This is a genomic window from Enterobacter cloacae complex sp. 302F9, assembly GCF_050030335.1.
Classification (GTDB): domain Bacteria; phylum Pseudomonadota; class Gammaproteobacteria; order Enterobacterales; family Enterobacteriaceae; genus Enterobacter; species Enterobacter hormaechei_C.
Window position 1 is genome coordinate 4,733,887 of record NZ_JBLGUC010000001.1, and the last position, 14,455, is coordinate 4,748,341.

Here is a 14,455-nt window from a genome sequence, read left to right on the forward strand (position 1 = left end):
CGAAAGGACTGAGGAATGACGATGTACACCCTGAAAGATATCACCCGACCTTCCGGCGGTTTTGCAATGCTGGCCGTGGATCAGCGCGAAGCGATGCGCCTGATGTTTGCTGCCGCAGGCGCGCCAGTGCCGGTAACCGATCAGCACCTGACGGATTTTAAGGTCAATGCGGCGAAAATTCTGTCGCCGTACGCCTCTGCGATCCTCGTCGACCAGCAGTTCTGCTACCGCCAGATTGTCGAGCAGCAGGCCGTGGCCAAAAGCTGCGCAATGATTGTCGCCGCCGACGAGTTTATTCCGGGGAACGGCATTCCGGTCGACAGCGTGGTGATCGACAAGAACGTCGACGCGCAGGCGGTCAAACGCGATGGCGGTAAGGCGCTGAAGCTGCTGGTGCTGTGGCGCAGCGATGAAGATCCGCAGCAGCGCCTGGAAATGGTGAAAGCGTTCAATACGCTGTGCCATGACAACGGGCTGCTGAGCATTATCGAGCCGGTGGTGCGTCCCCCGCGCCGCGCCGCCGCGTTTGACCGCGAGCAGGCGATCATCGATGCGGCCAAAGAGCTGGGCGACAGCGGCGCCGACCTCTACAAAGTGGAAATGCCGCTGTTTGGTAAGGGCACACAGCACGAGCTACTGACGGCCTCGCAGAAGCTGAACGAGAACATCGCCATGCCGTGGGTGATCCTCTCCTCCGGCGTGGACGATAAGTTATTCCCGCGTGCCGTAAGCGTCGCCATGCAGGCGGGGGCATCGGGCTTTTTAGCCGGGCGCGCCGTCTGGTCATCGGTGATTGGCCTGCCGGACACCGAGCTGATGCTGCGTGATATTTCCGTGCCAAAACTTCAGCGTCTGGGTGAGATCGTCGACGAAATGATGGCTCGCCGTTAAGAAAGGACCCGAACATGAAATGGTTTAACACCCTGAGCCATAACCGCTGGCTCGAACAAGAGACCGACCGCATTCTCGATTTCGGTAAAAACGCCGCCGTACCGACCGGCTTTGGCTGGCTGGGCAATAACGGGCAGGTGCGCAGCGATATGGGCACCCATCTGTGGATCACCGCCCGCATGCTGCACGTTTACGCGGTGGCGGCGAACATGGGGCGCCCCGGCGCGTACGCGCTGGTTGAGCACGGCATTAATGCCCTGAACGGTCCGCTGCGCGATAAACAGCACGGCGGCTGGTACGCCTGCGTAAACGATGAAGGCGTGATTGATGCGTCCAAGCAGGGCTATCAGCACTTCTTCGTCCTGCTGGGCGCGGCGAGCGCCGTGACCACCGGCCACCCCGAGGCACGCAAGCTGCTGGACGATGCCATCGAGGTGATTGAGCGCTACTTCTGGAGCGAACAGGAGCAGATGTGCCTGGAGTCCTGGGACGAAGCCTTCAGCAAAACGGAAGATTACCGCGGCGGTAACGCCAATATGCACGCCGTGGAAGCCTTCCTCATCGTCTATGACGTGACCCACGACCGGAAATGGCTCGACCGCGCCCTGCGTATCGCCTCGGTGATTATTCACGACGTGGCGCGCAAAGGGGAGTACCGCGTTAACGAGCATTTCGACACCAGCTGGAACCCGATCCGCGATTACAACATCGATAACCCTGCCCACCGCTTCCGCGCCTACGGCGGCACGCCGGGGCACTGGATCGAGTGGGGCCGCCTGATGCTGCACCTGCGCGCCGCGCTGGAAGCCCGCTTTGAAACCCCGCCGGAGTGGCTGCTGGAAGATGCGAAAGGCCTGTTTCACGCCACTATTCGCGACGCCTGGGCACCCGACGGGGCGGACGGCTTTGTCTACTCCGTGGGCTGGGACGGCAAGCCTATCGTGCGCGAACGCGTGCGCTGGCCAATCGTCGAGGCGATGGGCACGGCTTACGCGCTCTACACCGTCACTGGCGAGGCGCAGTACGAAGCCTGGTATCAGAAATGGTGGGATTACTGCATCAAGTACCTGATGGATTACGAAAACGGTTCATGGTGGCAGGAGCTGGACACCAATAACGAAGTGACCACCAAAGTCTGGGACGGCAAGCAGGATATTTACCACCTGCTGCACTGCCTGGTGATCCCCCGCCTGCCGCTGGCGCCGGGCTTAGCCCCTGCCGTAGCCGCCGGATTACTGGATAGCCTGGCCAAATAATAAAGACGGAGTTTTTATGCGTACCCTACACAATATTGACCTGAAAAATAACGAAAGTGGTTTCACCCTGCGCTGGCAGGACCGTCTGATTTTATCCCACTCTGCGGATGCCCCCTGCCTGTGGATCGGTGCAGGCGAAGCGGATATCGAGATGTTTCGCGGCAATTTCAGCATCAAAGACAAGCTTAACGAAAAGATTGCCCTGACGAACGCGACCGTCACGCAGCAAAGCGCGGGCTGGGCAATCCGCTTTACCCGCGGCGACGCGGTGAGCGCGACGCTGCTGGTGGGCGTGGATGGTGAGGGCCGTCTGGAGCTGAAGCTGAAAAATGACGCCGCCAGCCATAACCGCATCTGGCTGCGGCTGGCGGCTCAGCCTGACGATCATATCTACGGCTGCGGCGAGCAGTTCTCGTATTTCGATCTGCGCGGCAAGCCGTTCCCGCTGTGGACCAGCGAGCAGGGCGTGGGCCGCAACAAGCAGACCTACGTCACCTGGCAGGCCGACTGCAAAGAGAACGCGGGCGGCGATTACTACTGGACCTTCTTCCCACAGCCTACCTTCGTGAGCACCCAGAAGTACTACTGCCACGTGGATAACAGCTGTTATATGAACTTCGACTTCAGCGCGCCGGACTTCCACGAGCTGGCATTGTGGGAAGATAACGCCACGCTGCGCTTCGAATGCGCAGAAACCTACGTCGATCTGCTGGAAAAACTGACCGGCCTGCTGGGGCGTCAACCGGAGCTGCCGGACTGGGTTTACGACGGCGTGACGCTGGGTATTCAGGGCGGCACCGAGGTGTGTCAGCAGAAGCTCGACGCCATGCGCGAGGGCGGCGTGAAGGTAAACGGCATCTGGGCGCAGGACTGGTCCGGCATCCGGATGACCTCCTTTGGCAAACGCGTAATGTGGAACTGGAAGTGGAACAGCGCGCTCTATCCGCAGCTTGATGAGCGGATTGCGCAGTGGAAAGAGGAAGGCGTGCAGTTCCTCTCCTATATCAACCCTTACGTCGCCAGCGATAAAGATCTCTGCGAAGAGGCGTCGAAGCGCGGCTATCTGACCAAAGATGCCGACGGCAAGGATTACCACGTTGAGTTCGGCGAGTTCTACGCGGGCGTTATCGACCTGACTAACCCGGAAGCCTACAGCTGGTACAAAGAGGTGATCAAAAAGAACCTGATCGAACTGGGCTGCGGCGGCTGGATGGCCGATTTCGGGGAATATCTGCCGACCGATACCTTCCTGCACAACGGCGTGAGCGCGGAGATCATGCATAACGCCTGGCCTGCCCTGTGGGCGAAATGTAACTACGAAGCGCTGGAGGAGACCGGCAAGCTCGGGGAGATCCTGTTCTTCATGCGCGCGGGCTACACCGGCAGCCAGAAGCACTCGGTGATGATGTGGGCGGGGGATCAGAACGTCGACTGGAGCCTGGACGATGGTCTGGCGTCCGTCGTACCGGCGGCGCTGTCGCTGGCGATGACCGGGCACGGGCTGCACCACAGCGACATTGGCGGCTATACGACCCTCTTCGAGATGAAGCGCAGCAAAGAGCTGCTGCTGCGCTGGTGCGACTTCAGCGCCTTTACGCCGATGATGCGTACCCACGAGGGCAACCGCCCTGGCGATAACTGGCAGTTCGATGGCGACGCGGAAACTATCGCCCACTTCGCGCGCATGACCACCGTCTTCACAACTCTGAAGCCGTACATCAAAGCTGCGGTAGCGCAGAACGCGAAGAGCGGCCTACCGGTGATGCGCCCGCTGTTCCTGCACTACGAGGACGACGCGCGCGCCTACACGCTGAAATACCAGTACCTGTTTGGCCGCGATCTGCTGGTGGCGCCGGTTCATGAAGAGGGACGCCGCGACTGGTCGCTCTATCTGCCGCAGGACACCTGGGTCAATGCGTGGACCGGGGAAACCTGCCAGGGCGGTGACATCACCGTTGATGCCCCGCTCGGCAAACCGCCGGTCTTCTATCGCCAGCACAGCGAATGGGCAGATCTGTTTAGCACCTTACGTCATATCTGATAAGGCTCGCCCGCGGGGAAACCTGCGGGCAGACGGAGAACAATAATGAGTCAACATACTTCTGATCCGGCAACCCTGCGCCTGCCGTTTAAAGAAAAACTCGCCTACGGGATGGGCGACCTCGGCTCTAACATCCTGCTGGATATCGGCACGCTCTATCTGCTGAAGTTCTACACCGACGTGCTGGGGCTGCCCGGCACCTACGGCGGGATCATCTTCCTGATTGCGAAGTTCTTTACCGCCTTCACCGACATGGGCACCGGGATCATGCTCGACTCCCGGCGCAAAATCGGCCCGAAAGGGAAATTCCGCCCGTTCGTACTGTACGCGGCGTTCCCGGTGACCTTACTGGCGATTGCCAACTTCGTCGGCACACCGTTTGAAATCACCGGTAAAACGGTGATGGCGACGGTGCTGTTCATGCTGTACGGCCTGTTCTTCAGCATGATGAACTGCTCCTACGGCGCGATGGTGCCCGCCATTACCAAAAACCCGGACGAGCGCGCCTCGCTGGCCGCCTGGCGCCAGGGCGGGGCCACGCTGGGCCTGCTGCTCTGTACGGTGGGTTTTGTGCCGGTGATGAACCTGATTGAGGGTAACGACCAGCTTGGCTACATCTTTGCCGCCACCCTCTTCTCGCTGTTCGGGCTGTTCTTTATGTGGTGGTGCTATAAGGGCGTGACCGAGCGTTACGTCGAGACGCAGCCCGCTAACCCGGCGCAGAAACCGGGGCTGTTGCAGTCGTTTCGCGCCATCGCCGGGAACCGTCCGCTGTTTATCCTGTGCATCGCGAACCTGTGCACGCTGGGTGCCTTTAACGTCAAGCTCGCCATTCAGGTCTACTACACGCAGTACGTGCTGAACGACCCGATCCTGCTGTCGTATATGGGCTTCTTCAGCATGGGCTGTATTTTTATCGGCGTCTTTATGATGCCCGGCGCGGTGCGGCGCTTCGGTAAGAAAAAGGTCTACATCAGCGGGCTGATGATTTGGGTGGCGGGCGATCTGCTTAACTACTTCTTCGGCGGCGGCTCGGTGAGCTTCGTGGCGTTCTCCTGCCTGGCGTTCTTCGGCTCCGCGTTCGTGAACAGCCTGAACTGGGCGCTGGTGTCCGATACCGTGGAATACGGCGAGTGGCGCACCGGCGTACGCTCCGAGGGGACGGTCTACACCGGCTTTACCTTCTTCCGTAAGGTATCGCAGGCGCTGGCGGGCTTCTTCCCGGGGATCATGCTCACGCAGATCGGCTATGTGCCTAACGTGGTGCAATCCGCCGGCACGGTTGAAGGGCTACGGCAGCTGATATTTATCTATCCGAGTCTGCTGGCAGTCATCACCATCGTGGCGATGGGCTGCTTCTACAACCTTAACGAGAAGATGTATGTGCGCATCGTGGAAGAAATTGAGCTGCGCAAACGTACGGCATAAATGACGTGATTGAGCGCCCTGCGGGGCGCTTTGAGGATCGACCATGACACATAATACTGATCCGTTAACCCTGAAATTGAGCCTGCGAGAGAAGTGCGCCTACGGGATGGGTGATTTTGGCTCGAACCTGATGCTGTGTATTGGCACGCTGTATCTGCTGAAGTTTTACACGGACGAGCTGGGCATGCCCGCGTTCTACGGCGGCATCATTTTTCTGGTCGCCAAGTTCTTTACCGCGTTTACCGACATGCTGACCGGGGTGCTGCTGGACTCCCGGCGTAATATCGGCGCGCGGGGCAAATTCCGGCCATTCATTCTCTACGCCTCCGTTCCGGTGGCGCTGGTGGCCACGGCGCAGTTTATGGCCAACGACTTTAGCCTGACGGTGAAAACGGCCCTCGCCACCGTGCTCTTCATGATGTTTGGCCTCTGCTACAGCCTGATGAACTGCGCCTACGGTGCAATGGTTCCGGCCATCACCAAAAACCCGAACGAGCGCGCGCAGCTTGCGGCGTGGCGTCAGGGCGGCGCAACGGTAGGACTGTTGCTCTGTACTGTCGGCTTTATGCCGATTCAGGCGCTGTTCGTCAGCCAGCCCTCACTCGGCTATCTGGTGGCCGCGCTGGTGTTCGTCACCGGGGGACTGTTCTGCATGTGGTGGTGCTACAGCGGGGTGAAAGAGCGCTACGTCGAGCTTACGCCCGATCACCATAAGCCCGGCATTCTGAAATCGTTCTGCGCGATTTTCCGCAATCCGCCGCTGCTGGTGCTGTGCATCGCCAACCTGTGTACCCTCGCCGCGTTTAACATCAAGCTGGCGATTCAGGTCTATTACACCCAGTACGTGCTGAACGATCTGCATCTCCTGTCGTGGATGGGCTTTTTCAGCATGGGTTGCATTCTGATTGGCGTGTTTCTGGTGCCTGGCGCGGTGAAGCGCTTTGGCAAGAAGCCGGTCTATCTGGGCGGGCTGACGCTGTGGGCGGTGGGCGACGTGCTGAACTTCGTCTGGGGAACCAGTTCCCTGCTATTCGTGCTCTTTTCCTGCATGGCCTTTTTCGGCACCGCGTTTGTGAACAGCCTGAACTGGGCGCTGGTGCCGGATACGGTTGATTACGGCGAGTGGAAAACCGGGATCCGCGCCGAAGGGTCGGTGTATACCGGCTATACCTTCTCGCGCAAAATCTCCGCGGCGCTGGCCGGTTTTCTGCCCGGTATCATGCTGACCCAGATTGGCTATGTTCCCCATGCCGTACAGAGCGCAGGCACGCTGCTTGGGTTGCGCCAGCTTATTTTCCTCTGGCCGTGCGGCCTGGCGATCGTTGCCGCCGTGACCATGGGGCTGTTTTATAAACTCAACGAAGCGCGCTTCGCCTTTATTATCGAGGAGATTGGAAAACGGAAAAAACAGACAGCAAATACCCCTGAGATAACCACCAACAATAAAGCGTCAGCAGTCACTTTATAACAATAAATCCGGCCAGTATGTCCTTCCTGTTTATCAGGAGGGAGGCCTTTCTGTACCTGATACATGGACTAATTATGAAAAGAATCATCACCGTACTGATCGTGTCGTCTGTGTCCTGCCCGGTTTTTGCCGGGGCCTATGTCGAAACGCGCGAAGCCTACAACACCGCCTCTGAGCTGCACGAAGTGATCCTGCGTGCGGGCTATAACTTCGATATGGGCGCGGGACTGATGTTCACCAACGCTTATAACGTGGGGAAATGGGACGAACTGAAGCACAGCTATAACGAAATTGAGGGGTGGTATCCACTCTTCAAACCGACCGACAAACTGACCTTCCAGCCCGGCGGCTTGATTAATGACAGCAGCGCAGGATCAGGTGGCGCGGTTTATTTAGATACTAACTATAAATTTACGGACTGGTTTAATCTGACGTTCCGCTATCGCTATAACCATAACAATTACGATACGCCGGACTATAACGGGCAGATGGATAAGAACGACACACATGAATTTGCCAACTACTGGAATTTCAAAGTGACGGATGCGTTTTTCTACACCTTTGAGCCGCACTTTTTCCAGCGGGTGAATGATTACCACAGCAAAAATGGCAAAGACCATCACTGGGAAATTACCAATAAATTCAGCTATAAGATCGACAGAAACTGGCTGCCGTATCTTGAGCTACAGTGGCTGGACCGATGGAATGATTACAACCGCGAGCAGTACCGGATCCGTTTAGGGTTGCGGTATTCGTTCTAATAAAAAAAGCCGCTGATCGCTCAGCGGCTTTTTCGTTGCCGGGTGGCGCATGCGCTTACCCGGCCTACGGCATAACCGAATTACTCTTCTTTCGCACCGCGCATTGCACGTTTACGATCGTTCTCGGTCAGGTGACGTTTACGGATACGAATTGACTGAGGCGTCACTTCGACCAGTTCGTCATCATCGATGAATTCCAGAGCCTGCTCCAGGGTCATCTTGATCGGTGGAACCAGAACCGTTGCTTCGTCAGTACCGGACGCACGCATGTTGGTCAGTTTCTTACCGGTCAGGCAGTTTACCGTCAGGTCGTTAGAACGGCTGTGAATACCGATGATCTGGCCTTCGTAAACTTCAGCACCGTGACCCAGGAACAGCTTACCGCGATCCTGCAAACCGAACAGCGCAAACGCAACCGCTTTACCCTGACCGTTGGAGATCAGCACGCCGTTGTTACGCTGGCCCACTTCGCCCGGACGAACGTCGTCGTAGTGGCTGAAGGTGGAGTACAGCAGACCGGTACCGGAAGTCATGGTCATGAACTCAGAACGGAAGCCGATCAGGCCACGGCTTGGGATCACGTAGTCGAGACGTACGCGGCCTTTGCCATCTGGATTCATGTTTTTCAGGTCGCCTTTACGCTCACCCAGTGCCTGCATCACAGAACCCTGGTGCTGCTCTTCAACGTCCAGCGTTACGTTTTCGAATGGCTCTTGTTTACGGCCATCGATTTCGCGGAAGATAACTTTCGGACGGGAAACCGCCATCTCGAAACCTTCACGACGCATGTTCTCAATCAGAACAGACAGGTGCAGCTCACCACGACCCGAAACGCGGAATGCATCAGCGTCTTCGGTTTCTTCAACGCGCAGCGCAACGTTGTGCACCAGCTCTTTGTTCAGGCGGTCAAGGATCTGACGAGAGGTAACAAACTTACCTTCTTTACCACAGAACGGAGAGGTGTTGACGTTGAAGAACATGGATACGGTTGGTTCATCAACGGACAGGGCTGGCAGCGCTTCGACGTTCTGCGGATCGCAGATGGTGTCGGAGATGTTCAGTTCACCCAGACCGGTGATGGCGATGATGTCGCCCGCTTCAGCGATGTCGCTCTCGATACGCTCAAGACCCAGGTGAGTCAGAACTTTACCGACTTTACCGTTACGGGTTTTGCCTTCGCTATCGATGATAGTGACCTGCTGGTTAGGCTTCACTTTACCGCGCTTGATACGACCAATGCCGATTACGCCAACGTAGTTGTTGTAGTCGAGCTGAGAGATCTGCATTTGCAGGGTGCCTTCCAGGTCAACGTTTGGCGCAGGAACGCGGTCAACAATCGTCTGGTACAGCGGAGTCATGTCTTCCGCCATGTCTTCGTGATCCAGACCGGCGATACCGTTCAGCGCAGACGCATAAACGATAGGGAAGTCCAGCTGTTCGTCGGTCGCGTCGAGGTTAACGAACAGGTCGAAGACCTGGTCAACAACCCAGTCAGGACGCGCGCCAGGACGGTCAACCTTGTTGATCACAACGATAGGTTTCAGGCCGTGGGCAAATGCTTTTTTGGTCACGAAGCGCGTTTGCGGCATAGGGCCATCAAATGCGTCAACCACCAGCAGCACGGAATCCACCATGGACATCACGCGCTCAACTTCACCACCGAAGTCGGCGTGCCCTGGGGTATCAACGATGTTGATACGGTAGTCATTCCATTTGATAGCGGTGTTTTTGGCGAGGATGGTAATCCCACGCTCTTTCTCCAAATCGTTGGAGTCCATCACACGCTCTTGAGTTTCGGCACGAGCATCAAACGTACCGGACTGCTGTAGCAGCTTATCAACCAGGGTAGTTTTACCATGGTCGACGTGCGCGATGATGGCGATATTACGCAATTTTTCGATCACAACTTTGCCTCAGGCATTTAGAAATAGCGCGTTATTGTACACGGATTAATCGCACTACAAAACAGGATCACAAACATCCCCCGCAAACAAGTATTGCAGAGATGCTTTGTGATCGCTTTCACGGAGCGGTAAAAGGGCACTTTAACGTAAATTGCACCAATATGGTGCTCGATGTTCACACAGAAGCACTATAATGGTGCAACAAATCCAATGTGGTGCAGCCCTTCTGCACTATGGTGCGCATGATAACGCCTTTTTGGGGTGTTTTAAAAGTTGGCACAGATTTCGCTTTACAGAAATACAGTAAAAATATGGCAGCCCAGCCGATTTGAAGACCTCGTTACCACGACGACAATGACCAATCTGGAGAGTTAAGTATGTCCGCTGAACACGTTTTGACGATGCTGAACGAACATGAAGTGAAGTTTGTTGATCTGCGCTTCACCGATACCAAAGGTAAAGAACAGCACGTCACGATCCCTGCTCATCAGGTGAACGCCGAATTCTTTGAAGAAGGCAAAATGTTTGACGGCTCCTCCATTGGCGGCTGGAAAGGCATTAACGAATCCGACATGGTTCTGATGCCAGATGCAACCACTGCGCTCATTGACCCGTTCTACGAAGAACCTACGCTGATCATCCGCTGCGATATCCTGGAACCTGGCACGCTGCAAGGCTATGACCGTGACCCACGCTCCATCGCAAAACGCGCTGAAGAGTACCTGCGTTCTACCGGTATCGCAGACACCGTTCTGTTCGGGCCAGAGCCAGAGTTCTTCCTGTTCGATGACATCCGTTTTGGTGCTTCCATTTCTGGTTCCCACGTCGCTATCGATGACATCGAAGGCGCATGGAACTCTTCCACCAAATACGAAGGTGGTAACAAAGGTCACCGTCCGGGCGTGAAAGGCGGTTACTTCCCGGTTCCTCCGGTCGATTCTTCACAGGACATCCGTTCTACCATGTGTCTGATCATGGAAGAGATGGGCCTGGTTGTTGAAGCGCACCACCACGAAGTGGCAACGGCTGGCCAGAACGAAATCGCAACCCGCTTCAACACCATGACCAAGAAAGCGGATGAGATTCAGATCTACAAATACGTTGTGCACAACGTTGCGCACCGTTTCGGTAAAACCGCGACCTTCATGCCAAAACCCATGTTCGGCGACAACGGTTCCGGCATGCACTGCCACATGTCCCTGTCCAAGAACGGCACCAACCTGTTCTCTGGCGACAAATACGCGGGTCTGTCTGAGCAGGCGCTGCACTACATCGGCGGTGTTATCAAACACGCTAAAGCGATCAACGCCCTGGCGAACCCGACCACCAACTCCTACAAGCGTCTGGTCCCAGGCTACGAAGCACCGGTGATGCTGGCTTACTCTGCCCGTAACCGTTCTGCTTCTATCCGTATCCCGGTGGTGGCGTCTCCGAAAGCGCGTCGTATCGAAGTGCGCTTCCCGGACCCGGCGGCTAACCCATACCTGTGCTTCGCAGCACTGCTGATGGCCGGTCTGGACGGTATCAAGAACAAGATCCACCCGGGCGAAGCCATGGACAAAAACCTGTACGACCTGCCGCCAGAAGAAGCGAAAGAGATCCCACAGGTTGCTGGCTCTCTGGAAGAAGCCCTGCAAGCGCTGGACGCAGACCGTGAGTTCCTGACCGCTGGCGGGGTGTTCACCGATGAAGCTATCGACGCTTACATCGCGCTGCGTACCGAAGAAAACGACCGCGTTCGCATGACGCCGCACCCGGTTGAGTTCGAACTGTACTACAGCGTTTAATTGATTTGTTTTACCCGGCGCATACGCGTCGGGAGTAGTTGCCGTGGAAACTTTAGCCCATCTTCGGATGGGCTTTTTTCTCCACCAACAACCTGATCTCACGCGCTTTTTACCTCTAAAACGCTATACTGCACTAAAATAGTGCAACGACTCCAGGAGACTGCTGAATGGCAACTGGCACGCTGCCCGATGCTGGGCAGATCCTCAATTCTTTGATTAACAGTATCTTGCTGGTCGACGACGAGCTGGCGGTGCATTACGCCAACCCGGCGGCGCAGCAGCTGCTCGCTCAAAGCGCCCGTAAACTGTTTGGCACGCCGCTGCCTGAACTGCTGAGCTATTTCTCGCTGAATATTGGTCTGATGCAGGAGAGTTTGCAGGCGGGTCAGGGCTTCACCGATAACGAAGTGACGCTGGTGATTGACGGACGCTCGCATATTTTATCCCTCACCGCACAGCGCCTGCCAGATGGCATGATTCTGCTGGAAATGGCGCCGATGGATAACCAGCGTCGTCTCAGCCAGGAGCAGCTACAGCATGCTCAGCAGATTGCGGCGCGCGACCTGGTACGCGGGCTGGCTCATGAAATTAAAAACCCGCTGGGCGGCTTACGCGGTGCGGCACAGCTTTTGACCAAAGCGCTGCCTGACCCTGCCCTGGCGGAGTATACCAACGTCATTATCGAGCAGGCGGACCGTCTGCGTAATCTGGTCGATCGCCTGCTCGGGCCGCAGCAGCCGGGGATGCATGTTTCAGAAAGCATTCACAAGGTCGCGGAGCGGGTGGTGAAACTCGTCTCTATGGAGCTGCCGGATAACGTCACGCTGGTGCGTGATTACGACCCAAGCCTGCCGGAGCTGGCGCACGATCCGGACCAGATTGAACAGGTGCTGTTGAACATTGTGCGTAACGCGTTGCAGGCGCTGGGCCCGGAGGGTGGCGAAATTATTCTGCGTACCCGCACCGCGTTCCAGCTGACGCTGCACGGCGTGCGTTATCGTCTGGCGGCACGTATTGATGTGGAAGATAACGGGCCGGGGATCCCGCCGCATCTCCAGGACACCCTGTTCTACCCGATGGTCAGCGGTCGCGAAGGCGGCACCGGGCTGGGGTTATCCATAGCCCGTAATTTGATTGACCAACACTCCGGCAAAATTGAATTTACCAGTTGGCCGGGACATACCGAGTTTTCGGTTTTCCTGCCGATTAAAAAATAAAGGTGACGTTTATGCAACGAGGGATAGTCTGGGTAGTCGATGACGATAGCTCCATCCGTTGGGTGCTTGAACGCGCGCTCACAGGAGCGGGATTAAGCTGCACGACGTTTGAGAGCGGCAGCGAGGTGCTCGACGCACTCACCACCAAAACGCCGGACGTTCTGCTCTCGGATATTCGCATGCCGGGCATGGACGGACTGGCGCTCTTAAAGCAGATCAAACAGCGCCACCCTATGCTTCCGGTCATCATAATGACCGCTCACTCCGACCTGGATGCCGCCGTTAGCGCCTACCAGCAGGGGGCGTTTGATTATCTGCCAAAACCGTTTGATATCGACGAAGCCGTTGCCCTGGTCGAACGCGCCATCAGCCACTATCAGGAGCAACAGCAGCCCCGTCACGCGCCGGATTTCGGGCCTACGACGGACATCATCGGTGAAGCGCCAGCCATGCAGGACGTGTTTCGCATCATCGGGCGTCTGTCGCGCTCGTCTATCAGCGTCTTGATTAACGGTGAATCAGGGACCGGTAAAGAGCTGGTTGCGCACGCCCTGCATCGCCACAGCCCGCGGGCGAAAGCGCCCTTTATCGCCCTGAACATGGCGGCGATCCCCAAAGATTTGATTGAATCTGAGCTGTTCGGCCACGAAAAAGGGGCGTTTACCGGGGCAAATACCATTCGTCAGGGACGCTTTGAACAGGCTGACGGCGGAACGCTATTCCTGGATGAAATCGGCGATATGCCGCTGGATGTTCAGACCCGACTGCTGCGCGTGCTGGCAGATGGCCAGTTTTACCGCGTGGGCGGCTATGCGCCGGTGAAGGTGGACGTGCGTATTATTGCCGCGACGCACCAGAACCTGGAGCTGCGCGTGCAGGAGGGGAAATTCCGTGAGGATTTATTCCATCGTCTGAACGTGATCCGCGTCCACCTCCCGCCGCTGCGCGAGCGTCGGGAAGATATCCCGCGTCTGGCGCGCCATTTCCTGCAAGTGGCGGCCCGCGAGCTGGGCGTGGAAGCCAAGCAGCTTCATCCGGAAACGGATGCCGCCCTCACCCGTCTGGCGTGGCCGGGCAACGTGCGTCAGCTGGAAAACACCTGTCGCTGGCTGACCGTGATGGCCGCCGGACAGGAAGTGTTGATTCAGGATCTCCCCGCCGAGCTGTTTGAAGCCACCGTGCCCGAAAGCACCGCCGGACATGCGCTGCCGGACAGCTGGGCGACGCTGCTGGCGCAGTGGGCAGATCGCGCGCTGCGTTCCGGTCATCAAAATCTGCTCTCCGAAGCGCAGCCTGAGATGGAGCGCACGCTGTTGACTACCGCGCTTCGTCATACCCAGGGCCACAAACAGGAAGCGGCTCGCCTGTTGGGATGGGGTCGAAACACCCTGACGCGCAAGCTGAAAGAGCTGGGAATGGAGTGATCTTACTCCGCTGTGTAAAGGTTACTAATTGAGCGCAAAGTGCCGTTATTTTGCGCTTTACTGTTCCGATGAGTTTTGTATGATCGTGCCCGGAAACAGGGGGGAGCATCATGCTGGAATCATTAGTGACTTTGCTTTCGAGCGGAGCAGCAGAAAGCCACACGCCACAAACTGCCGTTGCGGCGGTATTGTGTGCGGCACTGGTTGGGCTGTTTAGCTAACGAGCTGTTGATGAAAAGCCGGGTGGCGGCTTCGCCTTACCCGGCCTACATAAGTGC

Annotated in this window: 11 protein-coding genes; 10 read left to right on the forward strand and 1 reads right to left on the reverse strand. The window is 57.0% G+C overall.

What is annotated here, in order from left to right; genetic code table 11:
- The first annotated feature begins 15 nt into the window (after window positions 1-15).
- From yihT to ompL, 6 genes are all read left to right on the forward strand, one after another.
- The gene (yihT, locus tag ACQG0T_RS22945) at window positions 16-891 is read left to right on the forward strand and encodes a sulfofructosephosphate aldolase (RefSeq protein WP_144428033.1); all 876 of its coding nucleotides are present in this window, start codon (window positions 16-18) and stop codon (window positions 889-891) included.
- 14 nt (window positions 892-905) lie between these two features.
- Window positions 906-2,147, forward strand: a complete 1,242-nt coding sequence (yihS, locus tag ACQG0T_RS22950; protein ID WP_023304653.1) for a sulfoquinovose isomerase — start codon at window positions 906-908, stop codon at window positions 2,145-2,147.
- 16 nt (window positions 2,148-2,163) lie between these two features.
- Entirely contained in the window at window positions 2,164-4,188 is a 2,025-nt protein-coding gene (locus ACQG0T_RS22955) for an alpha-glucosidase (RefSeq protein ID WP_126805246.1), read from the forward strand.
- 45 nt (window positions 4,189-4,233) lie between these two features.
- Window positions 4,234-5,616, forward strand: coding sequence for an MFS transporter (locus ACQG0T_RS22960; protein WP_003861932.1), 1,383 nt, complete (start codon window positions 4,234-4,236; stop codon window positions 5,614-5,616).
- 43 nt (window positions 5,617-5,659) lie between these two features.
- Window positions 5,660-7,084 carry an MFS transporter gene (locus tag ACQG0T_RS22965; protein ID WP_017382668.1) on the forward strand — a complete coding sequence of 475 codons (1,425 nt, stop codon included), beginning with the start codon at window positions 5,660-5,662 and terminating at the stop codon, window positions 7,082-7,084.
- A 74-nt stretch (window positions 7,085-7,158) separates the two neighbouring features.
- The gene (gene ompL / locus ACQG0T_RS22970) at window positions 7,159-7,845 is read left to right on the forward strand and encodes a porin OmpL (RefSeq protein ID WP_003861929.1); all 687 of its coding nucleotides are present in this window, start codon (window positions 7,159-7,161) and stop codon (window positions 7,843-7,845) included.
- 80 nt (window positions 7,846-7,925) lie between these two features.
- Here the strand turns inward: ompL and typA are convergent, their stop codons facing one another.
- Window positions 7,926-9,749, reverse strand: a complete 1,824-nt coding sequence (typA, locus tag ACQG0T_RS22975) for a ribosome-dependent GTPase TypA (protein ID WP_006808726.1) — start codon at window positions 9,747-9,749, stop codon at window positions 7,926-7,928.
- 377 nt (window positions 9,750-10,126) lie between these two features.
- Here typA and glnA point away from each other — a divergent pair, with 377 nt between their 5' ends.
- From glnA to ACQG0T_RS22995, 4 genes are all read left to right on the forward strand, one after another.
- On the forward strand, window positions 10,127-11,536 hold the full coding sequence (gene glnA / locus ACQG0T_RS22980; protein ID WP_003861925.1) for a glutamate--ammonia ligase: 1,410 nt from the start codon (window positions 10,127-10,129) through the stop codon (window positions 11,534-11,536).
- A 167-nt stretch (window positions 11,537-11,703) separates the two neighbouring features.
- Window positions 11,704-12,753 carry a nitrogen regulation protein NR(II) gene (glnL, locus tag ACQG0T_RS22985; RefSeq protein ID WP_003861923.1) on the forward strand — a complete coding sequence of 350 codons (1,050 nt, stop codon included), beginning with the start codon at window positions 11,704-11,706 and terminating at the stop codon, window positions 12,751-12,753.
- A gap of 11 nt (window positions 12,754-12,764) precedes the next feature.
- Window positions 12,765-14,177: a nitrogen regulation protein NR(I) gene (glnG, locus tag ACQG0T_RS22990; protein WP_003861919.1), complete on the forward strand. Its 1,413-nt coding sequence runs from the start codon at window positions 12,765-12,767 to the stop codon at window positions 14,175-14,177.
- A 110-nt stretch (window positions 14,178-14,287) separates the two neighbouring features.
- A complete protein-coding gene (locus ACQG0T_RS22995; protein ID WP_017382667.1) occupies window positions 14,288-14,398 on the forward strand; it encodes a YshB family small membrane protein in 111 nt (36 codons plus the stop codon).
- Window positions 14,399-14,455: the final 57 nt, after the last annotated feature.

Excerpts from the sequence above, each read along its gene's own strand:
- yihS (WP_023304653.1), top strand. The coding sequence starts at position 906 with ATGAAATGGTTTAACACCCTGAGCCATAACCGCTGGCTCGAACAAGAG.
- ACQG0T_RS22960 (WP_003861932.1), top strand. The coding sequence starts at position 4,234 with ATGAGTCAACATACTTCTGATCCGGCAACCCTGCGCCTGCCGTTTAAA.
- glnG (WP_003861919.1), top strand. The coding sequence starts at position 12,765 with ATGCAACGAGGGATAGTCTGGGTAGTCGATGACGATAGCTCCATCCGT.
- glnL (WP_003861923.1), top strand. The coding sequence starts at position 11,704 with ATGGCAACTGGCACGCTGCCCGATGCTGGGCAGATCCTCAATTCTTTG.
- yihT (WP_144428033.1), top strand. The coding sequence starts at position 16 with ATGACGATGTACACCCTGAAAGATATCACCCGACCTTCCGGCGGTTTT.
- ACQG0T_RS22995 (WP_017382667.1), top strand. The coding sequence starts at position 14,288 with ATGCTGGAATCATTAGTGACTTTGCTTTCGAGCGGAGCAGCAGAAAGC.
- ACQG0T_RS22965 (WP_017382668.1), top strand. The coding sequence starts at position 5,660 with ATGACACATAATACTGATCCGTTAACCCTGAAATTGAGCCTGCGAGAG.
- glnA (WP_003861925.1), top strand. The coding sequence starts at position 10,127 with ATGTCCGCTGAACACGTTTTGACGATGCTGAACGAACATGAAGTGAAG.
- ACQG0T_RS22955 (WP_126805246.1), top strand. The coding sequence starts at position 2,164 with ATGCGTACCCTACACAATATTGACCTGAAAAATAACGAAAGTGGTTTC.
- ompL (WP_003861929.1), top strand. The coding sequence starts at position 7,159 with ATGAAAAGAATCATCACCGTACTGATCGTGTCGTCTGTGTCCTGCCCG.